The 24,006-nt window shown below is 37.8% G+C and carries 26 protein-coding genes; 2 read left to right on the top strand and 24 right to left on the bottom strand.

All coding sequences use genetic code 11. The features are described from left to right. Positions 1-116: 116 nt before the first annotated feature. The 23 genes from IGK96_RS03035 to groES all read right to left on the bottom strand — a co-directional run bounded on the left by IGK96_RS03035 (position 117) and on the right by groES (position 22,145). Positions 117-536, bottom strand: a complete 420-nt coding sequence (locus tag IGK96_RS03035; protein WP_002356559.1) for a F0F1 ATP synthase subunit epsilon — start codon at positions 534-536, stop codon at positions 117-119. A gap of 16 nt (positions 537-552) precedes the next feature. After that, positions 553-1,959 (bottom strand): F0F1 ATP synthase subunit beta, encoded by a 1,407-nt coding sequence (atpD, locus tag IGK96_RS03030; protein WP_002356558.1) that lies wholly within the window; start codon positions 1,957-1,959, stop codon positions 553-555. Between the two features lie 73 nt (positions 1,960-2,032). Then, on the bottom strand, positions 2,033-2,941 hold the full coding sequence (locus tag IGK96_RS03025; RefSeq protein WP_002359606.1) for a F0F1 ATP synthase subunit gamma: 909 nt from the start codon (positions 2,939-2,941) through the stop codon (positions 2,033-2,035). 15 nt (positions 2,942-2,956) lie between these two features. Further along, positions 2,957-4,513 carry a F0F1 ATP synthase subunit alpha gene (atpA, locus tag IGK96_RS03020; RefSeq protein ID WP_002356555.1) on the bottom strand — a complete coding sequence of 519 codons (1,557 nt, stop codon included), beginning with the start codon at positions 4,511-4,513 and terminating at the stop codon, positions 2,957-2,959. A gap of 28 nt (positions 4,514-4,541) precedes the next feature. Next, a complete protein-coding gene (gene atpH, locus IGK96_RS03015) occupies positions 4,542-5,084 on the bottom strand; it encodes an ATP synthase F1 subunit delta (RefSeq protein WP_002356554.1) in 543 nt (180 codons plus the stop codon). After that, entirely contained in the window at positions 5,071-5,601 is a 531-nt protein-coding gene (atpF, locus tag IGK96_RS03010; RefSeq protein WP_002365031.1) for a F0F1 ATP synthase subunit B, read from the bottom strand. The genes atpH and atpF overlap by 14 nt, the downstream gene beginning before the upstream one ends. A 137-nt stretch (positions 5,602-5,738) precedes the next feature. Next, positions 5,739-5,960, bottom strand: coding sequence for an ATP synthase F0 subunit C (gene atpE / locus IGK96_RS03005; protein WP_002356552.1), 222 nt, complete (start codon positions 5,958-5,960; stop codon positions 5,739-5,741). A 48-nt stretch (positions 5,961-6,008) separates the two neighbouring features. Then, on the bottom strand, positions 6,009-6,728 hold the full coding sequence (atpB, locus tag IGK96_RS03000) for a F0F1 ATP synthase subunit A (protein ID WP_002356551.1): 720 nt from the start codon (positions 6,726-6,728) through the stop codon (positions 6,009-6,011). 302 nt (positions 6,729-7,030) lie between these two features. After that, complete coding sequence (smpB, locus tag IGK96_RS02995; RefSeq protein ID WP_002356550.1) at positions 7,031-7,495, bottom strand: SsrA-binding protein SmpB; 465 nt, start codon at positions 7,493-7,495, stop codon at positions 7,031-7,033. Between the two features lie 12 nt (positions 7,496-7,507). Next, entirely contained in the window at positions 7,508-9,877 is a 2,370-nt protein-coding gene (rnr, locus tag IGK96_RS02990; protein WP_002356549.1) for a ribonuclease R, read from the bottom strand. Then, positions 9,877-10,650 carry an alpha/beta hydrolase gene (locus tag IGK96_RS02985; protein WP_002384145.1) on the bottom strand — a complete coding sequence of 258 codons (774 nt, stop codon included), beginning with the start codon at positions 10,648-10,650 and terminating at the stop codon, positions 9,877-9,879. The genes rnr and IGK96_RS02985 overlap by 1 nt, the downstream gene beginning before the upstream one ends. A gap of 145 nt (positions 10,651-10,795) precedes the next feature. Continuing rightward, positions 10,796-11,032 (bottom strand): preprotein translocase subunit SecG, encoded by a 237-nt coding sequence (gene secG, locus IGK96_RS02980; protein ID WP_002356546.1) that lies wholly within the window; start codon positions 11,030-11,032, stop codon positions 10,796-10,798. A gap of 167 nt (positions 11,033-11,199) precedes the next feature. After that, positions 11,200-11,475 carry a GNAT family N-acetyltransferase gene (locus IGK96_RS02975; RefSeq protein WP_002356545.1) on the bottom strand — a complete coding sequence of 92 codons (276 nt, stop codon included), beginning with the start codon at positions 11,473-11,475 and terminating at the stop codon, positions 11,200-11,202. After that, entirely contained in the window at positions 11,465-11,749 is a 285-nt protein-coding gene (locus IGK96_RS02970; protein ID WP_002356543.1) for a (4Fe-4S)-binding protein, read from the bottom strand. Before IGK96_RS02970 ends, IGK96_RS02975 begins: the two co-directional genes overlap by 11 nt. Positions 11,750-11,840: 91 nt before the next feature. Beyond that, positions 11,841-13,670, bottom strand: a complete 1,830-nt coding sequence (locus IGK96_RS02965) for a heavy metal translocating P-type ATPase (protein ID WP_025191376.1) — start codon at positions 13,668-13,670, stop codon at positions 11,841-11,843. Between the two features lie 167 nt (positions 13,671-13,837). Then, positions 13,838-14,665, bottom strand: coding sequence for an ammonia-dependent NAD(+) synthetase (gene nadE / locus IGK96_RS02960; RefSeq protein WP_002356540.1), 828 nt, complete (start codon positions 14,663-14,665; stop codon positions 13,838-13,840). Between the two features lie 2 nt (positions 14,666-14,667). Continuing rightward, positions 14,668-16,152, bottom strand: a complete 1,485-nt coding sequence (locus IGK96_RS02955) for a nicotinate phosphoribosyltransferase (protein WP_010823898.1) — start codon at positions 16,150-16,152, stop codon at positions 14,668-14,670. Between the two features lie 77 nt (positions 16,153-16,229). Then, positions 16,230-16,640 (bottom strand): GtrA family protein, encoded by a 411-nt coding sequence (locus IGK96_RS02950; protein WP_002356537.1) that lies wholly within the window; start codon positions 16,638-16,640, stop codon positions 16,230-16,232. A gap of 217 nt (positions 16,641-16,857) precedes the next feature. Continuing rightward, a complete protein-coding gene (locus IGK96_RS02945) occupies positions 16,858-18,405 on the bottom strand; it encodes a glucosaminidase domain-containing protein (RefSeq protein WP_085443240.1) in 1,548 nt (515 codons plus the stop codon). Between the two features lie 16 nt (positions 18,406-18,421). Then, positions 18,422-19,132, bottom strand: coding sequence for a hypothetical protein (locus IGK96_RS02940; protein ID WP_104846657.1), 711 nt, complete (start codon positions 19,130-19,132; stop codon positions 18,422-18,424). 23 nt (positions 19,133-19,155) lie between these two features. Further along, entirely contained in the window at positions 19,156-19,875 is a 720-nt protein-coding gene (locus IGK96_RS02935) for a response regulator transcription factor (protein ID WP_002384140.1), read from the bottom strand. A 302-nt stretch (positions 19,876-20,177) separates the two neighbouring features. Continuing rightward, a complete protein-coding gene (groL, locus tag IGK96_RS02930; protein WP_002362559.1) occupies positions 20,178-21,803 on the bottom strand; it encodes a chaperonin GroEL in 1,626 nt (541 codons plus the stop codon). 57 nt (positions 21,804-21,860) lie between these two features. Beyond that, the gene (groES, locus tag IGK96_RS02925; protein ID WP_002356531.1) at positions 21,861-22,145 is read right to left on the bottom strand and encodes a co-chaperone GroES; all 285 of its coding nucleotides are present in this window, start codon (positions 22,143-22,145) and stop codon (positions 21,861-21,863) included. 233 nt (positions 22,146-22,378) lie between these two features. Between groES and IGK96_RS02920 the strand changes: the two genes are divergently transcribed. Together IGK96_RS02920 and IGK96_RS02915 are read left to right on the top strand one after the other, a co-directional pair. Next, a complete protein-coding gene (locus tag IGK96_RS02920) occupies positions 22,379-22,555 on the top strand; it encodes a hypothetical protein (protein ID WP_002356530.1) in 177 nt (58 codons plus the stop codon). An 18-nt stretch (positions 22,556-22,573) separates the two neighbouring features. Next, positions 22,574-23,227 carry a CPBP family intramembrane glutamic endopeptidase gene (locus IGK96_RS02915; RefSeq protein WP_085443238.1) on the top strand — a complete coding sequence of 218 codons (654 nt, stop codon included), beginning with the start codon at positions 22,574-22,576 and terminating at the stop codon, positions 23,225-23,227. A gap of 41 nt (positions 23,228-23,268) precedes the next feature. Here the strand turns inward: IGK96_RS02915 and IGK96_RS02910 are convergent, their stop codons facing one another. Continuing rightward, a complete protein-coding gene (locus IGK96_RS02910; protein WP_002356528.1) occupies positions 23,269-23,919 on the bottom strand; it encodes a redox-sensing transcriptional repressor Rex in 651 nt (216 codons plus the stop codon). Positions 23,920-24,006 lie beyond the last annotated feature (87 nt).

Raw genomic sequence — 24,006 nt, 5'->3', positions numbered from 1 at the left:
AAATGCCAAAATTTGACACTATTTATTAAAAAATACGAAGAAATAGAGTTTAAGGCACCTGACTCAATAGCAAGCGCCTTAAACTCTACAAAAGTGACTGAATCCTTCAGCCTTTTTTACCCATGTTTCGATACGTTGATCCGGTTGATTGCACGATGCAAAGCAACAGTCGCACGACGTAGTTGATCGCGGTCGTCTTTTGCTTTGGCTTCTTCAATTAAACGTTCTGCTCGTTGTTTTGCTCGTTCAGCACGAGGTACATCGATATCTCGTTCACGTTCAGCACTATCGGCAATAATAGAAACGACATTATCACGGACTTCCATGATACCACCATTTACAGCTACCCAGTCAACATGTGTATCTGAATCGGTCCGTTTGATGCGGACTTCATCAATCGCTAGCGGAACGATGATTGGCGCATGTTTTGGTAAAATACCAATTTCACCATCTGTTGTTTTCGCCACAACGATTTTTGCATGGTGGTCATAAACTAGACCATTAGGCGTTACTACATTCACAGTAAGACTATCCATTGTGTTTGCCGCCTTTCTAGTAGTTTAATTGTTTCGCTTTTTCGATGGCATCTTCAATTTTACCGACACTACGGAAGGCTTCTTCTGGCAGATTATCATGTTTACCTTCAAGAATTTCTTTAAAGCCACGAACTGTTTCCGCAACTGGTACATAAGAACCAGGTTGACCTGTAAATTGTTCAGCAACGTTAAAGTTTTGAGATAAGAAGAATTGAACACGGCGTGCGCGACCAACAAGTACTTTTTCGTCATCTGATAATTCGTCCATCCCTAAAATAGCGATGATATCTTGTAATTCACGGTAACGTTGTAAAATATGTTGCACTTCGGTAGCCACTTCGTAGTGTTCTTCTCCAACAATTTCAGGAGCCAAGGCACTAGAAGATGAAGCTAACGGATCTACCGCTGGATAAATCCCTTGTTCGGTTAATTTACGTTCCAAGTTAGTTGTTGCATCCAAATGGGCAAACGCTGTTGCTGGCGCTGGATCGGTATAGTCATCGGCTGGAACATAGATTGCTTGAATAGAGGTAATTGATCCTTTTTTCGTTGAAGTAATCCGTTCTTGTAATTGTCCCATTTCAGTCGCTAAGGTTGGTTGGTAACCAACGGCTGACGGCATCCGACCTAAAAGGGCAGAAACTTCTGAACCGGCTTGGGTGAAACGGAAAATGTTATCAATAAATAATAGCACGTCTTGTCCTTCCACATCACGGAAATATTCAGCAATCGTTAACCCAGTTAAGGCCACACGCATCCGTGCACCTGGTGGTTCGTTCATTTGACCAAAAACCATGGCTGTTTTTTCAATAACGCCTGAATCTTTCATTTCATAGTACAGGTCGTTCCCTTCACGTGTCCGTTCACCAACACCAGTAAAGACGGAAATCCCTCCATGTTCTTGGGCAATATTATGAATTAATTCTTGAATTAAGACGGTTTTACCAACACCGGCACCACCGAAAAGTCCGACTTTACCACCTTTTAGATAAGGTGCTAATAAGTCAATAACTTTAATCCCTGTTTCTAAAATTTCATTACTGGTACTTAATTCATCAAATGCTGGCGCTTTTTTATGAATCCCACTACGTTCAGCATCTGCAGGGAATGGCGCTTCTAAGTCAATTGTGTCTCCTAAAACGTTAAACACACGACCCAATGTATCTTTACCAACAGGAACTGAAATTGATTTTCCTGTATCGATAACTTCCATTCCACGTTGTAAACCATCTGTCGATTCCATGGCGATAGAACGAATCACTCCATCACCTAGTTCTAAAGCGACTTCAAGTACTACTTTTTGTTTTGCTTCGCCATTTTTATAAACGACTAAAGCGTTGTTAATATCGGGTAAGGATTGATCTAATGAAAATTCCACGTCAACAACGGGACCGATTACTTGAACAATCTTTCCTGAACTCATAATTTCTTTCCTCCAGTCTTCATAAAGTCACACGCTTTGAACGTTTTTATAAACGTTCAAACGTAAGACTAGATTATTCTAGTGCAGCTGCACCAGCAACAATTTCTGTAATTTCTTGGGTAATCGCCCCTTGACGAGCACGGTTATAAGAAATTGTTAAATCGCTAATAATATTTTGCGCATTGTCAGTGGCTGTTTTCATGGCGGTCATCCCAGCAGCATGTTCTGCTGTTTTCGCATCAATGATCGCCCCATAAATTAAGCTTTCTGCATATTGTGGTAATAATTGATCCAAGATTGCTTCAGGTGAAGGCTCTAAAAGATATTCTTGTTCGTAAGAGGTCGCCTCTGATGGATCTAAATCAGTAATTGGCAACATTTTTTCCACACGAAACTGACTCGTTAGTGAGTTAACGTGGTGATTATAACAAACATACAATTCATCAAACACTTCGTTTTGGTACATAGTCGTTGCCGTTGTCACAATCTTACGGACTTCTTCAAACGTTGGTTGATCCGTTAAGCCTCTTAGCTCATAGGAAACATCGATTCCGCGTGCTTTAAAGAAATCCGCCCCTGTACCACCAATGGCGATTAAGGCATATTCTTTATTAGAATCGTGGTCTTCTTGAATCATACTCATGGTTTGTTTTAAGATTGAGCTATTGTAGCCACCAACTAACCCTTTGTCAGAAGTGATAACGATATAGCCTGTTTTTTTGACAGGTCGTTGTGCTAACATCACATGATAGTTCCCTTCACTAAGAGAAGATTGTTCTGTTTCACGTAATTCACTTAACTGAGCAGCTACTAAATGCGTAACGACACTACGAATTTTTGAAGAATATTCTTGAAAGCTTTTAGAGGCGCCTTCTGACTTGGTCAATTTGGCTGCAGAAACCATTTGCATCGCTTTGGTAATTTGGCTTGTCTTTTTTGTTGATGCAATGCGTTGTTTGATTTCGTTTAATGAAGCACCCAATGTCGCTCACCTCTCTTATGCGTTATCGATTTTTTCTAAAGCTTCTTTGGCTGAATCTCCGCTATTGTTTGCCGCTGCAAACATTTCAGAAAACTCTGTAATCGCTGCATCTAATGCATCAGTATCTGGTAAGTCTTTCGTTGTACGAATAGTTTCCAATAAGTCTGCATGTTTACCATCAAAATAATCGAATAAATCTTGTTCAAAGTGTAAAATTTTATCTACGCTCACGCTATCTAAAAAGCCGTGTGTTAACGCATATAAAATTAAGACTTGTTTTTCTACAGGCAGTGGCGCATGTAGTTTTTGTTTTAAAATTTCTACCGTACGACGACCACGGTTTAATTTAGCTTGTGTTGCCGCATCTAAATCAGAGCCAAATTGTGTAAAGGCTTCTAACTCACGGTAACTAGCTAAGTCTAAACGAAGCGTTCCGGCAACTTTTTTCATTGCTTTGATTTGCGCTGATCCTCCGACACGAGAAACAGATAACCCAGCATCAACGGCTGGACGAGTGCCTGCATAGAACAAGTCGCTTTCTAAGAAAATTTGTCCATCAGTGATTGAAATAACGTTTGTTGGAATATAAGCAGAAATATCGCCTGCTTGTGTTTCAACGAATGGTAAGGCTGTCATTGAACCGCCACCTAATTCATCACTTAATTTAGCTGCACGTTCTAACAAACGTGAGTGTAAATAGAAGACATCCCCTGGATAAGCTTCACGACCTGGTGGACGGCGTAATAGTAAAGAAAGTTCACGATAAGCCACGGCTTGTTTTGATAAGTCATCAAAAATAATTAAGACATGTTTGCCGTTATACATGAATTCTTCACCCATTGCAGTTCCTGCATATGGTGCAATGTAAAGTAATGGTGCTGGTTGCGAAGCTCCTGCAGTCACAACGATTGTATAATCTAAGGCACCAAATTTACGAAGTGTTTCTACTTGGTTACGAACAGTAGATTCTTTTTGACCAATCGCTACATAAATACAAATTACATCTTGTCCTTTTTGGTTAATAATTGTATCAATTGCAATCGATGTTTTCCCTGTTTTACGGTCTCCAATAACTAATTCCCGTTGTCCACGACCAATTGGTACTAGGGCATCAATGGCTTTTAAGCCAGTTTGCATTGGTTCAGCAACAGATTGACGTTGCATAACACCGGGAGCTGTTGCTTCCACAGGACGTGTTTTGTCTGTTTTAATTTCGCCTAAACCATCTAATGGTTGACCTAATGGATTAACAACACGGCCAATCAAAGCTTCCCCAACGGGTACTTCCATGATTTTGCCTGTGCGTTGTACTTTATCTCCTTCACGAATGGTTTCAAAATCGCCAAGGATAATAATCCCTACATCATTTGTTTCTAAGTTTTGTGCCATTCCGTATGAACCGTTTGAAAACTCAACAAGTTCTCCACTCATGGCATTTTCTAAACCGTGGGCGCGGGCAATTCCGTCACCGACGTAAGTGACTGTTCCAACTTCTTCAACAGCAAGCTGTTGTTGATAGTTTTCGATTTGTTCTTTAATCAAGGCACTGATTTCTTCTGCTTTGATAGCCATTCAATTCACCTCTTTGTAGTCCTAAAGATTATTTTAATAACTTCTGCTGCATATGTTCTAATTGTTTGCGGATGCTGCCATCGATTACTTGATGGTTTGCTTCAATAACCACTCCGCCGACAATTGACGGGTCAATTAAATTGACTAAATGCGCTTGTTCATACCCTAATAATTGGGCAGCTTTTTCTTCCATTGCTTGATGTTGTTCTTTTGATAAAGGAATGGCTGTTGTCACTGAACCCAAAATTAGTCCTTGGTGCTCATCATAACGTCGTTCATATTCATCAATCATCAAGAGCAGATCATACATGCGACGATATTCGTAAACCACTCGCAAAAAGTTTTGCATCATTTCACTAAAACCTGTTACTAGTTTTTCCATGATGCTGTCTTTTTCATAAGGTTCTAAGCGATCATCACTTAAAATATCGCCAATACCAGGTACTTGGTGATAGACTTCGCGAAGCGTCAATAATTCTTGATAAATTGCTTCAGCTTGGTTCTTTTCAACTGCCAACTCAAACAAAGCCTTGCCGTAGCGTTTACCAACTGTATATTTATCTAGTTTCATTTGCTTTACCTAAACTTTCAATATAAGAATCAATCAATGCTTCATGTGCATCTGGTGTTAATTCTTTATTTAAAATTTTGGCTGCAATTTGAAGAGAAAGATCTGCCACTTCATTTTTTACTGAAGACAATGCTTCTTCACGTTCTTGAGAAATATCTGTCCGAGCTTTTTCGCGTAGGCGAGTAACTTCCGCAGTTGTTTCTTTTAATGTTTTTTGGCGAGTCTGTTCTCCACTTTCTTTCGCGTTTTTAATAATTTCAGCTGCTTCTGATCTGGAAGAAAGTAATTGTTGTTGACGTTCTTTTTCCATTTTCGCTGCTGCTACGCGAGATTGTTCTGCAGAGTCTAAATCGTTGGCAATTTTTTCTTCACGTTGTGTCAAAATATCTACGATTGCTCCCCATGCATATTTCTTTAATAAGAGCATCAAGATTAAAAATGCACCACTGACAACAATCATCGTGCCTAGTGTGGTACTAGGAGCCGTTTCACCGACTACCAATGTAGTAAGTAGCATGAAGTCTCAACTTCCTTTCCTGCAAAAATCGATTTAGCTTCTTCAACTGCTTTATCACCAGCTATTGAAAAGGCTAAAGATAGAAGAAAGCAGTGACGGTCCCGATAATAATCAGCGTCCTGCCTCCATTTTATTGCTTATCTGAATAAAAGTAATAAAGAAACAACGACACCTAAAATTGGCACAGCTTCAATTAAAGCGACCCCGATAAACATTGTTGTTCTTAATTGACCAGACATTTCTGGTTGACGAGTCATTGACTCGATTGTTTTTGAAATAACTTGTCCGTTACCGATAGCGGCTCCGATAGCTGAACCGAAAATTGCAATTGCTGCTGCGATAAAATTTAATCCTTCCATTGTGTAAAATCCTCCTAAAAGATAATTTTTGTCCTTCGTATTTCTTGATTATTCTTCTGTTTCAATTTTGTGTGACATATAAACCATTGAAAGTGTCACAAAGATAAACGCTTGGATACATCCAATAAAGATTGAGAATGCTACCCAAATCATTTCTAGCGGAATTGCTAGTGGGATAACCCATAATCCGACGCTTGCTACGGTTCCAGCAATTAAGCCCAATAGAACTTCGCCGGCAAAAATGTTTCCGTACAAACGCAAGCCTAATGTTAATAGATTCGTGAATTCTTCCATTAATTTTACCGGTAGTAAGAAACCAACGGGTCTTAAATAACTATTAACTAGATAGCCTTTAAAACCAAAGCGTTTCATACCAAAGAAGTGTGTTAAGACAATCATCATCATCGCTAACGTTAAGGTTACGATTGGATCGGCGGTTGGACTTTTCCAAACGCTGAGATCGTCGCCCACAACGATTTTTGTAACGAGACCCAAGATGTTTGAAACAAGCACAAACATGAACAGGGTAAACGCCATTAAATGAAAATTGCTCACTTCTTTACGAGGTAAATTGTCTGTAATGATTCCACGAATAAAATCCACTAACCATTCGATGACCGTTTGTTTGCCTTTAGGTCGTAGCTTCATATTTCTCGTACAAGCATAGACAAAGGCGAAAACAATGATACACGTCAACAGCACCATCAAAACAATGGTTCCATCAAACCAAATTGGTCCGATATTGAAGAGTAATTTCTTCTCTTCCAAATCAATTCACCTCTTTTCCAACAATCTTTCAGAAGTTTCATCCTACTCCTGAGTGATAATCCCTGGCAAAGCTATCGTACCACCACTTGTTGATAATTTACAAATAGTTTACTTTTAAAATTTCATGTGTTGAAAATTGGTTGGAAAACCTTTTCCATAAACCAATCTAATGCAGGGTGGTACTGCTTTCCGAAGCGATTAAAAAATGAATCATTTACATTCATTTACTCAACACTTACCAGATTTTACACCTAATCCGAAGAAAGGCAAGCAAATATGCGAAAAAGAATAAATTTACATTTTTAACGTCGGTTATTTTTTAATGTTCGGCTGATTTGTCGGTCAACTTCCTTACGTTTCAAGTCTTCACGCTTGTCGTACTGCTTTTTCCCTTTAGCTAAACCAATCAAAACTTTGGCATAGCCGTCTTTAATATAGACCTTCAAAGGTACTAATGTGATACCTGTATTTTTGGTTTCGCCGATTAACTTATTAATTTGTTTTTTGTGTAATAATAATTTTCTGGTACGTAATGGGTCATGATTAAAAATATTGCCCTGTTCATATGGACTAATATGAACATTATACAAAAAGGCTTCTCCGTTTCGAATTCGTGCAAAACCATCTTTTAAATTGATACGACCATTTCGAATAGATTTGATTTCTGTTCCTTGTAAAACAAGCCCAGCTTCAACCGTATCGATAATTGAATAATCATGTCTAGCTTTGCGGTTTTGTGCGATTAATTTTCCTTCCCCTTTTGGCATAAGCGACCTCCTCTACTTCTTCTTTTTCCCTTTTTTATTTTTTTGTTTCATTGCTTCTTTATAAAAAGGTTGTTTTTTGCCTTTGCCTTTTTTCTTATTTTTCTTTTTCTTACCATCAAATGATTCATCTTTTTTATTTCTTCGTTGATTATTTGACCGAGTTGAAGAATTGGCTTTACCTTTTTTACGTCCTTTTGGTCCTTCGACTGGCGCGACTTCCTCAGCTGAAATCAATTCAAAATCAACTTCTCTTGTTTCTGGATCAGCTTTTTCAACACGGATTTGAACTTTCTGACCAATTTTCAAAGTCATTCCCGTCCGTTCACCAACTAACGCCATATGATTTTCAATAAAGTGGAAATAATCTTGTTTTAAGTTGTTCACGTGAATTAAGCCTTCTATTGTATTAGGCAGTTCCACAAAGATACCAAATTTTGTGACTGAGCTGATAATCCCGTCATACGTTTCTCCCACTTTATCTACCATAAATTCGGCTTTCTTCATGGCGTCCACTTCACGCTCTGCATCAACTGCGCGACGTTCCATACTTGAACTATGATTGGCAATTTCTGGTAATGCTTCGTTCCATTTTTCTTGATTTTTTTCAGATTGATCTTGGCTATAGCTGCGAATCAAACGATGCACAATTAAATCTGGATAACGACGTATTGGTGAAGTAAAATGCGTATAATATTCAGCAGCCAACCCATAGTGTCCGTAGTTGTCTTCTGAGTATTTCGCTTGTTGCATACTTCTTAGCAACATCGTATTGATAACCACTTCTTCCGGCTTATTTTCAACTTGCTCTAAAACTTTTTGTAAATCTTTTGGTGAAATGTTTTCTTTTGTTCCTTTAACAAGAATGCCAAGTACTGCAGCAAAGTCAAAGAAACGTTGCATTTTTTCTTCTTTTGGTTGTTCATGAATCCGATAAATAAATGGCAGTTTTAAGTCATGATAATGACGTGCCACAGTTTCATTCGCTGCCAACATAAAGGATTCAATTAATCGTTCACCCACGCCACGCGTGCGTAAAAGAATATCTTGGGGATGACCATTTTCATCAACTAGGACTTTGGCTTCACGATCTTCAAAAGAAATCGCACCACGGCGCATACGCATCTCTTCTAATATATGGTGCAGCTCGCCCATCTCTTTAAACATGGGAACTAGCTCTTTGTAGCGTTCTAACGTTTCAGGTTTTTGCTCTTCTAAAATTTCATTGACTGCTGTATAGGTCATTCGCTCCGTTGTTTGGATTACACTTTGGAAAATTTCATGCGAAATAACTTCTCCTTCTGGTGTAATTTCCATCTCACAACTCATGGTTAAACGTGGAACATGTGGGTTTAGCGAACAAATCCCATTTGATAATCGCTGCGGAATCATTGGCACAACTCGGTCTGTCAAATAGACACTTGTGCCACGTTCATACGCTTCCATATCCAATTGGCTTCCTTCAGTTACATAATAAGAAACATCTGCAATATGCACCCCTAAAAAGAAATTACCATTTGCTAACTTTTGTACCGTTACTGCATCATCTAAATCTTTCGCATCTTCTCCATCAATCGTCACAATCAACTGATCACGTAAATCCCGACGACCGACTAAATCGCTTTCTGCAATAGTTTCTGGTACTTGGTCCGCTTCAGCCAAAACTTCATCAGGAAATGCTGTGGGAATTCCATGAGCCACCACGATTGATAAAATATCCATTCCTGGATCATTTTTATGACCAATCACTTGTTTGACTAGTCCTTCCATACTTGTTGGATATTCTTGATCTGGATAATAGGTAATTTCAGCAATGACAATGCTACCATCTACTGGCTTAATCCCTTCAGGTGCAATTGATACAGTATACTGATTCAATTTCTTATCTTTGGGAATCATGTAGCCATACAGTCCCATTTCTGCCATTTCTTCTTCACTATATGCCACAAATTCTCCGACAACTTGGCTCACTGCTCGCTCTTTAATTTCTTTGACTTTACCTTCTGCGCCGCGATCTGAAAAAGGATCAGCATGTTGGATCACGTCGATTAAAACCGTGTCCCCATCCATTGCAAAGTTCGTTGCCTCTTTAGGAATATAAACATCTGGTTCTTCAGGATCGATGGTTACAAAACCAAAGCCTCGTTCATTTGCACGAAACGTTCCTTCTATTAATAAGTCTTTCATTGGTAACAGGACTTTGCCTTTTTTGTTGAAACTAACTGACTTTTCTCGTTCCATTTGTGCAATGGTTTGCACTAAAATTTTAAAATCTGAACTTTTTTCTAAATTCAAGCCTTGTGCAATTTCTTCCATTGAAAAGCTTTTCTTTTTTTGGCTTTCCATGAAATGTAAAATTTGCTCTTTAATTGTTTGTTTTGTCATTATTTCTCCTCATTCCAAGGTAGTGTTGCTAAAAATTGCACCACATCTTGCTCTAATTGTTTGTGTTCTCCACTCACCGTAATGACATGTCCGCTGTTTGGGTACCATTGTAAGGTCACACGTGCTTGTGTTAGCGCTTGGGCCGTTTGATAGACGCCCATTGGCTCAATCATTTCATCTTTGCCAGCTTGCGCTAAGAAAAGAGGTGCGTGGATTTTGTTTAGTTTGTCTGCCGTCTGACTAGCAATTGTTTCAATCGCTCCTAATTGTTGTTTGACTCGTTGCTCAATCGATTGCAACCGGCTTTGTTGTTCCTCTGCAGGAACTTCTGCGATTTTCATCACGTTTTCTGCGTATAATACAAAATTTTCTGGGACTTTATTTTCGACAGGGTAGATCGGTGAACAGAAAAATCCACCACCAATTAATCCTGTTAATTGTTCCGTTAATGCATGCATACTGAAAATCCCGCCCATTGATAAACCAAAAATGGCAATTTCTTGGTAGCCTCTTTCTCTCAAAAAAGCGACTGCTTCTTGTGTATCTTGCCACCATTGTTCCGTTGTTTGATCTAAAATATCTTCAGGAACTAGCGTGCCATGTCCTGAAAAATTAGGCGAATAGACAGTATAATTTTCTTTTTCTAAACGTCTGCTTAACATCCGTACATCATTACTGCTGCCAGAATAAGCGTGTAATAAAAGGACCGCCCGTTTTCCTTTTTCTGAAAATAACGGCTTCGGTAAATTGATTTTTTTTGCCACTTCGCTCACCTCAGCTTCATTCTATCATATTCTCAAAAGAAAACCTTCCGAAATGATAAGTTTCAAAGACTTTTTCAGAAAGAAAAAGAACAGAAAAATAAGTGTCCGCACTCATCTCTCTGTTCTAAACTTGTCATTTTAAAAGATTACGTACTTATTTTGAAGATAAGAACGCCAAAACAAATAATAAAATCATCCAAATTGCGCCAAGAACTGCTGTTGAGCGTTGCATAACAGCTTCAAAACCGCGCGCTTTTTGCTTCCCAAATAATTTATCTGCACCGCCAGTGAAGGCACTTGCTGCACTGTTTTGTTTGCTTGGTTGCATCATAACAGTAATGACGATTAAAACAGATAAAATGATGACCAACGTTAAGATTAGATTATACATGCGTTAATTCTCCTTTTTATACAAATATGCGAAATTCATCTACTTTAATGTAGCATATTTTATCTGTAAACACCAGTGAAATTTAATGTCTTTCCTTATTTGTCTCTAATAGCAACAGCCGCAAGTAGGAATCAGATTTCTACTTGCGGCTGTTGCTAACTTATTTTTTATTTTCTCAATACGTCTCCGTATTCAGGTTTAGTATCAAATTCTTTTTTGGCAAATGGACATAGCGGAATAATTTTTTTATGCTCTTTTCTCGCTTTTTCAACACCGGCTAAAACAAGTTTTTCAGCTAATTTTTGTCCACGATAAGTTGGATCAACAAACGTATGGTCAATAATCATCATGCTTTCGCCAGCATCTGACCATGTCATTTCACCAATTTCTTGGTTTTCATCGTTATATAGAGCAAAACGATTGTTTTCTTCTTTAATTTGCATATTCGTTCCCTGCTTTCCGAATATATTTTAGAGCACCACTTGGACATGAATCTACCACAATCATGTCATTTTCAACACTTCCGTTATCTGGAATAATCCATGGTTTCCGACCAACTTCAAAGACTTCTGGATTTCCGCGAACACAATTACCAATATGTTCACAAATATCTTTATTATAAAAGATATCAATTCCTTCCCCCGTATATTTACGGTAGCCTTCTTTTAATAGTTGTTCTTCCGTGACTGGTTGCCCATCTATTTGGTTTCCTTTCATTGCACAATCTCTCCCCTGTAACTTATTAATATTAAAAACGTACCTTTATTTTACCACTAAGCTGGACATTCAGGCAATTAATTGTTCCACCTTACTTGCCAATTCGACGAGCACGCAAAGCAGATAAGATTGACACAGTGTCCACGACTTCTTGTAGCATAGCCCCGATTAGCGCCGGAATGATCCCGGTACTAGCAATTAGCATTAGTAAAACGCAGATAAAAATTCCGATTAATACAGATTGTTTGGCAATTTTCATGGTATCTTGGGCAATTTCGACCGCTTGGCTGACTTTACTTAAGTCATCTTTTAAAATAACAACGTCAGCAGTTTCACTAGCCGCAGTAGCTCCATGAGCGCCCATAGCAATACCTACGTCTGCAGCAGCAAGCGAAGGTGCATCATTTACACCATCTCCTACCATGATGACTGGATGGTTTTCTTTGGGCAATTCTTTTAGAATAGTTAATTTATCTTGTGGTAAACATTCCCCATGTACTTCGGTAATTCCTACTTCTGCAGCAATCGTTTCTGCGACGGATTCTTGATCCCCCGTCAGCATTAAAATTCGTTGAAGATGTAATTGGTGTAATTTTTCCATAGTCTCTTTTGCTTCTGGGCGTACAGTGTCTGTAAAAGTAATTCGGCCTAAATATGTGCCATTACGTGAAATATGAATAGTCGTTTTATCAATTTTTTCAGTTGCTTGAGACTCTTGTGTCACAAAATTCTTTTTACCTACCCGTATCTCAGCACCATCCACAAATGCCTTCACGCCAGCACCAGAAACTTCCGCTAGATCTGTAATATTTTTTAATGGGACATCTTGCTTTCTGGCATAAGCAACAATTGATCTAGCTAAAATATGACTTGATTCTTGTTCCACGCTTGCTGCCAATCCCACTAATTCAGCAGCAGTTATTCCAGCATTGATTGGTTGGACTTGATCAACAGAAAGTTGTCCTTGCGTAATCGTGCCTGTTTTATCAAACGCAATCGTTTTTGCAGAAGCTAATTTTTCGACCATCGTTCCCGATTTAATAACGACCCCATGACGACTTGAACGACCCATCCCTGCCACTAAAGCAATTGGGGCAGATAGAATTAAAGGACACGGCGAAGCAACAACTAAGACTTCCGCAAAACGTGTCGGACTTTTTGAAACAAACCAAGCAACACCTGCAATTAAGTAGGCAACTAGTGTAAAAGGTACCGCATAGCGGTCTGCTAAACGTACAAAATGAGCTGGACGTGCCGCAGATTCTTTCACTAAGTTCACAATCGTTTGATATTGACTGTCGGCTACAGTTTTTTCAGCAACCATTTTCAAAGAGCCATCACCATTCACGGAACCCGACATTAATTCATCACCAGGATTTTTTTCAATTGGTTTTGATTCTCCTGTTAATGAAGATTCATCGACTGTTGATGTCCCGGTTTTTACCAAGCCATCAACTGGAACTAGTTCCCCTGGTTTTACTACTAATTCATCGCCAACATTGATTTCCTCAACAGAAACATCTTCTAAATTTTCGCCATTCAAGCGATGAGCTTTTTGTGGCGAGTTATCCAATAATGACTTCAGCTCTTGGTTAGCTTTTCCAGCGGCATAGTCTTCTAATGAATCACCACCAGTCAACATAATTAAAATCATCAAACTGGCCCAGTATTCTCCCACAGCTAAGGTTGCGACGATAGCGGTAATCGCTAAAATATCGACACCATATTTTCCTTCACGTAAGGTTTGAATCATTTCCCAGAACATCATTAACGCCATTACAGAACCTGTTATTAAAATAATGCCATACGCCCAATTCGGCTGATGTAAAATAAATTCAAATAATAATGCCAAAACTCCTGTTATAATTGTAATCCCCAATTTTGTTACATGCTTCATCTCTTTTTCTCTCCTATCATTCACTTTACATTATTGAGCGTACCTTTTCTGTTTTGAAAAAGAAAGTGAAAACGCCTAAATGAAAACGACTTTCATTATCATAGGATAGTTGCTGTAGCAACGTTTACTTTCTGAAAAGTAGTTATGTAAAAAAACACAGACCATCGTTCATTCGCCGATGGTCTGTATTTTTATTTCCAAAAATCATCAAAAATTGTAATGGGTAAATGCCGTTTGTGTTGTCCTTTTTTATACCAGTTTTCAATTGTTTGTTGATCTGTTTCCGAGACTTTTTTGCCTTCCAAATAGTCATCAATGGCATCATACGTGACACCTAAGGCAACTTCATCTGCAACTAACGGTTTGTCATCTTCTAGATCAGCTGTTGGTATTTTTAGATACAAGGCTTCTGGTGCCCCAAGTTCTTTCAGCAAAGCTTTCCCTTGGCGCTTATTTAAACGAAATAACGGTAAAATATCCGCTCCGCCATCGCCATATTTGGTGAAGAAAGCTGTGACATTTTCGGCTGCGTGGTCTGTGCCAATTACTGCGCCAGCATTTTCGCCAGCTACTGCATATTGTGTAATCATACGTTGACGTGCTTTCATGTTCCCTTTATTAAAATCGCTAATTTGAACGCCAGCGTTTTCTAGCGAACCAACCATTGCATCCACTGCTGGTTTAATATCCACTCGTAAAGAAACATCTGGCTGGATAAAGGCTAGCGCGGCTTGTGCATCAGCTTCATCTGCTTGCTCACCATAGGGAAGGCGAATCGCAATAAATTGATACGACATATCTCCTGTTTCTTCGCGCATTTCAGTCATCGCTAATTGTGCTAAGCGCCCAGCTAATGTTGAATCTTGTCCGCCACTAATTCCCAAGACAAAGGTTTTTAAAAAAGGATGTTTAGTTAAATAAGCTTTCAGAAAATCAATACTTTTACGAACTTCTTCTTTTGGATCAATTGTCGGTAAAACACCTAACTCTTGAATGATTTTTTCTTGAAGTGTTGTCATTTCTAGGCCTCCTTATTCACCGTTTCCGTTAAATGTTTAACGTCTTTACGCACTTTTTCCAATAAATTCATTTTGTGGTTCCAACAATCTGTTGAAAGGTCCACTGGATATTTCTGCGGATTCAAGTCCCGCTTGTATTCTTCCCAAAGTGAATCTAAATTTTCTTTTGCATACTGTTTAATTTCATCTAAAGTTGGTAATTCGTACACACGTTTTCCTTCAACGAAAATATCTTGGAGTACTGGCCGTGCTTCAAAATCACGGACATACTTATTAATAAAGGTATGAACGGGATGGAACATATAAATTTCTTCTTCTTGGCGAGGATCTTCGTTCCAAAGTGTCACATAGTCCCCTTCTGACTTTTTATCAGATTTACGTGTAATACGCCAAACTTGTTTTTTTCCTGGTGTTGTCACTTTTTCAGCATTGCTAGATAGTTTAATGGTATCTTTCATTTGACCATCTTCACCTTCAATTGAAACTAATTTAAACACCGCTCCTAAAGCCGGTTGATCATAGGCCGTAATCAGCTTGGTACCCACGCCCCATACATCAATTTTTGATTTTTGCATTTTTAGATTCAAAATCGTATTTTCATCTAAATCGTTCGATGCATAAATTTTTGCTTCAGTAAAGCCTGCTTCGTCCAGTTGTTCACGAACTCGTTTAGAAATATAAGCCATATCGCCACTATCAATCCGCACACCTAGGAAATTAATTTTATCCCCCATTTCTCGAGCTACTCGAATTGCGCTTGGCACTCCCGCTTTCAAAGTATCATACGTATCAACAAGGAAAACGCAATCCCGATGTGTTTTGGCATACGCCATGAATGCTTCATAATCATTTCCATACGACTGAACCAATGAATGGGCATGGGTCCCACTAACCGGAATGCCAAAAATTTTACCAGCCCGAACATTACTTGTCGCGTCCGCCCCACCAATATAGGCGGCTCTTGTGCCCCAAATGGCAGCATCTAATTCTTGTGCTCGGCGTGTTCCAAATTCCAATAAAGGATCATCACCAATCACGGATTTAATTCGAGCCGCTTTTGTCGCAATTAATGTTTGGAAATTCACCATATTTAGCAAGGCAGTTTCTACCAATTGACATTGTGCCAAAGGACCTTCAATTTGAATTAACGGTTCGTTATTAAAAACCAAATCCCCTTCTAAAGCAGAGCGTACAGTACATTTAAATTCAAAATTTGCTAAATACGTCAAGAAATCTTCTGGATATTCTTCAACTTCTCGGAGATATGCAATATCAGATTCTGTGAACGTTAAATTTTCGAGATAATTGACTAAACGTTCTAAACCTGCAAAAATTGCGTAGCCATGATTAAAGGGCATCTCTCTAAAGTAACATTCAAAAACAGCATGTAAATCTGCTCTCCCTAATTTCCAGTATGTTTGCATCATATTGATTTGATACATATCTGTATGCAATGTCAAACTATCATCTGCATATGTATAGTCCATCGTTTTCTACCTCTATTCTTTGTATTAAAAACTTGTTTATATTATAACAAAAAAATTTTTTTTAGCCTAAAATCTGCTTAGACCTCTTTTTCTTTAAAAATGAAAAATTTACTGAAGAAATAATTTAAAATCACTACTACAACTTGTGTAATCATTTTCGCCCAAAACGATGAAAAATGAATGCCATCAATTAGGAGAATCATTAAACCCATATCAGCCACAAAAGATAAAATTCGGTACCAATAAAATAAGCCCATTTCTTTAAAAAAACCAGCTATGCTTTCATGCTTACTTGCGAATACCCAATATTTATTCGTGAAAAAGGCAAATAGAACAGATAAAAACCAACTAATTGTGTTACTTATCTTGTAATCCAACCCTAACACATTTTGACAAACAAAAAATACAACTAAGTTGACGACAGTCGTTGCACCACCAAAAAATAAATAAGCCAATACTTCTCGGTATTTACGAAATAATTCTTTCAATTTTCACGCATCCTTTCAACTAATCATTTTATCAAACTTCGGCAAGAAAACCTATCTATTTTGTGTAAAGACACAATTCTCTTGCTAATTTTACTATTTATTAAGGTATTTATGAAAAACATAGTAAGAGAAGAGGAGAGTTCATCCATGGATGAACTTCTCCTCTTCTCTTCGTCTAATAATATATGACTCCATCAACCAATAAGTTAAATCAGCATTAGTCCTTTAGCTTAGGAAGTGCTATCGTTTGTCCTTCGGTTAATACAGAATACGTTAAGTCATTTGCCTGCTTGAGTGCGGTTAAGGAATAGCCCGTTTTTTTAGCAATTTTTGCGAGTGTCTCTCCTCTTTTTACTTCATAATACTCAGTAGACTCTGTTTTTGAGTCATTCGCTGTACCATTTGATTGCTCTGCTGTTTCCAAAGCATTAGTCACCGATTTACTGATTATTAGTGATTGAAGTAACGCTTGTTCTTTCGGTTCGAGAGAAGTCGCCGCTGTATGCTGAGGAATCGTGATTTTTTGGCCAATATAAAACATTTCTTGAGTCTTTAAATTTTGTTTTAAAATGGCTGTTGCTGACACACCAAACGTCTGGCTAATGGTGGCGAGAGAATCTCCTTTGCTTACTTCATAGATGACTGCTTCTTTTTTTAGCTGTTCTTTGACTGCTTCCTTATCAAACGAAGGTTTCTTTTCTTCTGCCAAATTAGTCACTACTGGTTTCTTCTTTTCTTGATCGTATTCAGTTAATTGATAGGTTTCAATCAACGCGTTTAATTTTTTATCGTAATATGTATCCGTTGCATAACGACCTGTTAAAAATTTTGTTGCCTGCTGATAATTCGTCGTGTTTGCTTTCAAAACGCCGTGATAAAACGTCGGATTCCCCGCCAACCCATTGATGATTAATTTACTATAGTCTGTTAATGACTCTTTATAGGAAGGATACTGACGAAAATCGGCATGAATGGTGGTCATCTTCCCTTTACCATCATCTTCTTGTGTGGAAAAGCTGACACTTTGACCTTGATAAGCGCCTTTAATGCCAAATAAATTATAATTAGGCGGCGCGGCTAACGCACTATTGCCCGAGCCACTTTCTAAAATAGCTTGAGCTATCATGACAGAAGCGTATAGATCATGCCGCTGACCAATAACTCGTGCTTCTTCACCGATTTTTCTAATAAACTCAGAAGTAGAAGTATTCTCTTGGACAACAAAATTTGCCTCGGCTTGTTGTTGAATTCCTGCTTGCTTTTCCTTTTCTTGACTATTGTCTACCTCTGAATGTACCAACGGCTCTTTGGTCTTTTCAGTTAATGTAGAATTTTGTGGTTCCTGATTATGAGGTGACTTCTCAGTGAGCGCTTTACGCTCTTCAGATACTGGTTGCTCATTTTGTAACGATTCGGTTGGTTTAGTACTAGCAATTGGCTTTTCTTGTGGCGGTAAACTATTTTCAGATTCTGAAGGTTCCACATTATTTTCCTGATGGTCACTGCTGTCATCTTGTATTGAACTTTCTTGTTGTTCAGACGAACTTATTACTGTTTCGTTCAGCGTTGAAGAAGTAAGAGTTCCTTGGTCTTGATTGACTTGGTCCGCTCTTTTTTCTTCCAGCACTAGCTGTCGGTTTTCGTGACTCGTTTCGGTCTCCTCTTGAGCGATTAATGGTTCCGAATTGTAGTAACTGGCGCCAGCATAAGTCCCTAAGACTCCAAGACATACCAACTTCAAATATCTTGCCTTTCTTTTTTTCATCGCATTTCTCCTTCATTTACCTCTTTATTTCTGCTAATAATTGCTCTATCTGTTGGTACATTCCTGTTGATTCATTCTTGATGGTTAGCATTTGTTCACAATAAGCTTGGTACTCTCTTGCCACTTGCTTCATGCGCGTTAAAGTTGCTAAACGTTGTTCCATTTCTTCATGAACCGTTGCAACTTGTTGGTTAGCTTGAGCAATTGTTTCTTTTGCTTGACGTTTGGCTTCTAATAAGACTTCACCAATTTCTTTTTGAGAAAGCGTAACGGCTGTGTCTAAGTTCTCTTCGCTAGTCTGTCTCTGTTGTATCTTTGCTTCAGACAATTGTTTCTGTAAAGAAGTGATAGTTGTTTCTTTATCCGTTAATGTTTCTTTAAGCTGTTCAAGTTGCACGTCTTTTTCGACTACTTGTTTTCGTAATGCTTCCACTTCATTGGTTTGCATTAATAATTGATCCGTTAGTTTTTTTATGGATTGCTGATATAGTTGATTTTCTTCTTCTAGTTTTTCAGCAAAAGAAAACGATTCTTCCGACAGTTCAGTCGGCACTTCTTGCTTGACCTGCTTAACTTTTGCAGCTTGCTCTTTTGCATAAACGACCTCGTCATCAAAGATTGCTTCCTCTGTTACCGTTGGTTGTGCTTTCACCGATTGTTCATTTTCAAAATCCGGCATCTTCTCATACTCCTCATCTTCATTGTTTTTAGTCAAAAATTGCCACATTTGTTTCTCCTCCTTCGTACCTTTTACACCGTTAACATATAGCCTTTTGAGCGAATTGTTTTGATATATTGTGGTTTGTTCACATCTTGTTCAATTTTTTTACGCAAATGGAAAATCACATTAGCGACACGATATTTTCGTTCATTCGCAGTATCTTTCCAGACATTTTTGTAGAGTTCTTCATATGTAATTGTTTGTCCTGCGTGTTTGTATAAATACTCTATTGTGAAAAATTCCAATTTTGTTAAAAGAATTTCTTCTCCACTTCCCAAGCAAACACTCAAATTTGGCGCAATTAAATACAATCTCTCAGAAAGATTCTTAGTAACTGTTTGTTCCTCGTTTGCAATAGCTAATTTAGGATAAAAACGTCTTTTTACACGTTGCAATAAATTACTCATGCTTAACATGCATTCTTGACGATCATAAGAATGATCAAAAACGCCATCTGCGCCTAATTGTAAATAAATAATTCGATTGACTTTACTAATTGCTTCTGTCCGAGAAAATAACCAAATTGGCAAGTCTGACTGCTTGCGAATTGTCATTAATAACTCACAACAAGTATTTACTTGCTGGTGATCAGTAACTTCAATCACTAATCCATCAATATGGTGCAAATGAAGAAGTATATTTGTTCCTTGGATGATCTGACATTCTACTTGATTACTAACAAACCAATTTTGACAGTATTCTTTTGTTTCAATTGTCAAAGGAACGACACCAATTGTATATTTTTCCATTTTTCCACCTCAATCTTCCTAATATTCCCCTTCAAAATATAATAATTTTTATTTATATTCTATTAATAAATAAAAATTACCAACTACTAGTTTTCAAAAAATGATTGTTATTACTAAATTTTATCGAATAAAAACAAGGCTGTCTAGCTAAAACGAAGCCTTTAAATTATCATCTTTTTTGTTAAATGAGTAAATATTTGAGAAAACACTACAAGCAAAGATATTATTTAGATTATTTATTCTTTATGTAAAAAAAAGCTTACGATTTTTCAATCGTAAGCTTTTAGAATACTTTTTTATTTTTACATCATACCGCCCATGCCCATTGATGGATCCATCATAGGAGCTGGTGCAGCTGGTTCTGGTTTGTCTGCAACAACTGCTTCGGTTGTTAATAATAAAGCTGACACAGAAGCTGCATTTTGTAAGGCAGAACGAGTTACTTTTGTTGGGTCAACAATACCGGCTTCAACCATGTTTACCCATTCACCGTTAGCTGCATTGAATCCGATACCTAAGTCAACATTTTTTAGTTTGTCAACAATCACTGATCCTTCATAACCAGCATTTTCAGCGATTTGACGGATTGGTTCTTCTAATGCACGAACGACAATCTTGATCCCTGTTGCCACATCGCCTTCAGCTTCCAACGCAGCGACTTTACCAATTACATTGACAAGTGCGGTACCACCACCAGAAACCATGCCTTCTTCTACAGCGGCACGTGTTGCGTTTAACGCATCTTCAATTCGTAATTTTAATTCTTTTAATTCTGTTTCAGTTGCAGCACCGACTTTAACGACAGCAACCCCGCCAGCTAATTTAGCTAAACGTTCTTGTAATTTTTCACGATCAAAATCAGACGTTGTTTCGCCGATTTGGTTTTTAATTAAATGAACGCGGGCATCAATGGCTTCTTTTGAACCAGCACCTTCAACAATTGTTGTGTTATCTTTGTCGACAACTACTTTGCTAGCATTTCCTAAGTTTTCAATGGTTGTGTCTTTTAACTCTAACCCTAAGTCGTCAGTGATTACTGTACCACCTGTTAAAATAGCAATATCTTCAAGCATCGCTTTGCGGCGGTCACCAAATCCTGGCGCTTTTACTGCGACAACATTAAATGTACCACGGATTTTGTTCAATACTAATGTTGGTAGAGCTTCTCCATCAACATCATCCGCAATGATCAATAGTGGACGGCTTTGTTGTAGAATTTGTTCTAATAAAGGTAAGATATCTTGAATATTTGAGATTTTTTTGTCGGTAATTAAGATATATGGATTTTCTAAAACAGCTTCCATTTTATCGTTGTCAGTAACCATGTATTGAGATAAATAACCGCGGTCGAATTGCATTCCTTCAACCACATCTAATTCTGTTTCAATCCCTTTTGATTCTTCAATGGTAATTACGCCGTCGTTACCAACTTTTTCCATTGCATCGGCAATTAATTGGCCGACTTTTTCAGAACCTGATGAAACAGCAGCGACTTGTGCAATCGCTTCTTTTGAATCAACTACAGATGAAATATTGTGTAATTCTTCTACTGCTGTTTTTGTTGCTAATTCAATCCCACGACGAATACCTAATGGGTTAGCTCCAGCAGTTACGTTTTTTAAGCCTTCACGAACAATGGCTTGTGTCAAAACAGTCGCTGTTGTTGTTCCGTCACCAGCAATATCATTCGTTTTAGAAGCAACTTCTGAAACTAATTTTGCGCCCATGTTTTCAAAATGATCTTCTAATTCAATTTCCTTAGCAATTGTTACTCCATCGTTAGTAATCAATGGTGAACCAAATGATTTTTCTAAAACAACGTTACGACCTTTAGGGCCTAATGTCACTTTCACTGTATCTGCTAATACATCTACTCCGCGTAGCATTGCTGCACGTGCATCTTCTGCAAATTTAATCTCTTTTGCCATGATTTCTTCACCTCATAATTTTTTTCTTCTATTATATTATTCTGTAAAAGTTGTTTATTATTCAACAGTGGCAATAATGTCTTTGGCTGATACAATTAAGTATTCTACGCCTTCGTATTTCACTTCTGTTCCTGAATATTTTTCAAACATTACTGTGTCACCAATTTTTACTTCCATCGGAACTTTTGTGCCATTTTCAAGCACACGACCTTCACCTACTGCGATAACTTCACCTGTTTGTGGTTTTTCTTTTGCAACGGATGCAAGAACAATTCCTCCAACAGTTTTTTCTTCTTCTTTCGCGACTCTAATTACGACGCGATCGCCTAATGGTTTTAACACAATAAATCCCTCCAAATAAAAAGTTTTCGCTTATTTTAGCACTCGATACACAAGAGTGCTAACTCACACTATTTATAATACTCATTTCACTCTAAAAATGCAAGTCTTTTCTCTCTTTTTCTTGTCAATTATAAGATACGCATTTTTTATTGCGTATTCTTTTTTTCATGGAATGTTTTTCCAATCCTTTAATTCATGGTAAAATAAATTGACTACGATTGGAGGCGAATAAAATGAAACAACGTTTACTTACAGCACTAATAGCAACATTCGTTTATTTTGTGATAGCGAATTTAGGAAATCTTGTTTTCAGTGTCACAGAAGGAATTGTTTCGACACTTTGGGAATCTCTTTTCTTTTTCTTATTCGTTTTTCTTTTATTAGGATATCGCAATAATCGTAAAAAATAATTATAGAAAGGATTCACCATGACCTTAAGAAAATCAAGTTTATTTATTTTATTCACATACATTATCGCTTTTTTCGGGCCGTTACTTTTTTCGGGTATTTCCCCCAATGCAGCGATTAATGTGACAACTGCTCTCTACATTATTGGCGCCCTTGTAATGATTGGCATCTTTTTAAAAACAACAGAACCTTCTCCTTTAGAGGAAACAGCAACCTTGAAATCACCTATTTTTATTTTTTTACTAGGTGTTAGTGGGATTTTCATTGCCATGCTGATTCAAGGGGTTACTTTTGCCATTGAAGTAGCCATCACAGGAGAACAAGCTACTTCTCAAAATACGCAAGCTATTGTGGCGGTGATTTTGGCAAATCCTTTATTCATTTTGGCAACTACTATCGGTGGTCCGATTATGGAAGAATTCGTCTTTCGTTATGCATTTATCCATTTAATCCAGCCTTTTACAAATTTCTGGATTGCGGCTACTGTTAGTTCGGCGATTTTTTCACTCGCACATGCCGATGGTCACTTTTTTGTTTATTTCTTTATGGGATTTTTCTTTGCTCTTTTGTACAAGCAAACTGGAAAAATTTGGACCTCAATTATTGCCCATTGCGGCATGAATACGATTGTGATTATTGTTCAACTACTTTTGCATAATGGTGCAATTCAATAAGAAAAGGGCCTTCGTCTAAAGACTAGGCCCTTTTCTTTTGCTTATTCTTCTTCGTCAATCAATTCGTTGTCATGATGTAAGAAATAAATCAATGTTTGTAATTCGTTGGTTAAGTCAACATTTTGAATTAATACTTCAGGTGGCGCTACTAAACGCGCAGCCGTAAAGTTTAGAATTCCTTTAACCCCTGCTTCGGCAAGTTTGTTTACAACTTCTTGCGCTTTGCGAGCTGGAATAGTTAAAATAGCTACTTCGATTTGTTGAACACGGATTTGTTCCATCATATCTTCCATTGGATAAACCGGAATACCGTCAACAATGCGTCCCACAATATCTTCATTCACATCAAATGCGCAACTTACACGAATACTGTTGCTTTGATGGAATTTGTACTTTAATAAAGCACTTCCTAAATTACCAACCCCGATTAATGCGACATTGGTTAACTCATCTTCATTCAATGTTTTTGCAAAAAAGTTCATTAAGTTTTCAACATCATAGCCGTACCCACGTTTACCTAATTCACCAAAATATGAAAAGTCACGACGAATAGTCGCACTGTCTACTTGTACCGCTTCACTTAATTCAGTTGATGAGACTTTATTTTTTCCTGTATCATGTAACATTCTTAAGTAGCGATAATATAAAGGAAGGCGTCGCGCCGTTGCTTTTGGAATAACTTGATCTTTCACAATTGGACCTCCAATACTTTCACTTAAATCTTATCCATTAACATAATAGCAGTTTTTCACAATAAAAAGCAATTCTATGGCTCAAAA

Origin of the sequence: Enterococcus sp. DIV0682 (assembly GCF_051712685.1) — a bacterium.
Lineage (GTDB): Bacteria > Bacillota > Bacilli > Lactobacillales > Enterococcaceae > Enterococcus > Enterococcus faecalis.
Note: the sequence above shows the minus strand (reverse complement) of the source record. Positions and strands in the feature narration are given on the sequence as shown.

What these genes read in the sequence shown, in the direction of transcription:
- IGK96_RS03035 (WP_002356559.1), bottom strand. Translation starts at nt 536, where the DNA reads ATGGATAGTCTTACTGTGAATGTAGTAACGCCTAATGGTCTAGTTTAT.
- atpD (WP_002356558.1), bottom strand. Translation starts at nt 1,959, where the DNA reads ATGAGTTCAGGAAAGATTGTTCAAGTAATCGGTCCCGTTGTTGACGTG.
- atpA (WP_002356555.1), bottom strand. Translation starts at nt 4,513, where the DNA reads ATGGCTATCAAAGCAGAAGAAATCAGTGCCTTGATTAAAGAACAAATC.
- atpH (WP_002356554.1), bottom strand. Translation starts at nt 5,084, where the DNA reads ATGAAACTAGATAAATATACAGTTGGTAAACGCTACGGCAAGGCTTTG.
- atpF (WP_002365031.1), bottom strand. Translation starts at nt 5,601, where the DNA reads ATGCTACTTACTACATTGGTAGTCGGTGAAACGGCTCCTAGTACCACA.
- atpE (WP_002356552.1), bottom strand. Translation starts at nt 5,960, where the DNA reads ATGGAAGGATTAAATTTTATCGCAGCAGCAATTGCAATTTTCGGTTCA.
- smpB (WP_002356550.1), bottom strand. Translation starts at nt 7,495, where the DNA reads ATGCCAAAAGGGGAAGGAAAATTAATCGCACAAAACCGCAAAGCTAGA.
- rnr (WP_002356549.1), bottom strand. Translation starts at nt 9,877, where the DNA reads ATGACAAAACAAACAATTAAAGAGCAAATTTTACATTTCATGGAAAGC.
- secG (WP_002356546.1), bottom strand. Translation starts at nt 11,032, where the DNA reads ATGTATAATCTAATCTTAACGTTGGTCATCATTTTATCTGTTTTAATC.
- IGK96_RS02975 (WP_002356545.1), bottom strand. Translation starts at nt 11,475, where the DNA reads ATGCAAATTAAAGAAGAAAACAATCGTTTTGCTCTATATAACGATGAA.
- IGK96_RS02970 (WP_002356543.1), bottom strand. Translation starts at nt 11,749, where the DNA reads ATGAAAGGAAACCAAATAGATGGGCAACCAGTCACGGAAGAACAACTA.
- nadE (WP_002356540.1), bottom strand. Translation starts at nt 14,665, where the DNA reads ATGACAACACTTCAAGAAAAAATCATTCAAGAGTTAGGTGTTTTACCG.
- IGK96_RS02955 (WP_010823898.1), bottom strand. Translation starts at nt 16,152, where the DNA reads ATGGACTATACATATGCAGATGATAGTTTGACATTGCATACAGATATG.
- IGK96_RS02945 (WP_085443240.1), bottom strand. Translation starts at nt 18,405, where the DNA reads ATGAAAAAAAGAAAGGCAAGATATTTGAAGTTGGTATGTCTTGGAGTC.
- IGK96_RS02940 (WP_104846657.1), bottom strand. Translation starts at nt 19,132, where the DNA reads ATGTGGCAATTTTTGACTAAAAACAATGAAGATGAGGAGTATGAGAAG.
- IGK96_RS02935 (WP_002384140.1), bottom strand. Translation starts at nt 19,875, where the DNA reads ATGGAAAAATATACAATTGGTGTCGTTCCTTTGACAATTGAAACAAAA.
- groL (WP_002362559.1), bottom strand. Translation starts at nt 21,803, where the DNA reads ATGGCAAAAGAGATTAAATTTGCAGAAGATGCACGTGCAGCAATGCTA.
- IGK96_RS02920 (WP_002356530.1), top strand. Translation starts at nt 22,379, where the DNA reads ATGAAACAACGTTTACTTACAGCACTAATAGCAACATTCGTTTATTTT.
- IGK96_RS02915 (WP_085443238.1), top strand. Translation starts at nt 22,574, where the DNA reads ATGACCTTAAGAAAATCAAGTTTATTTATTTTATTCACATACATTATC.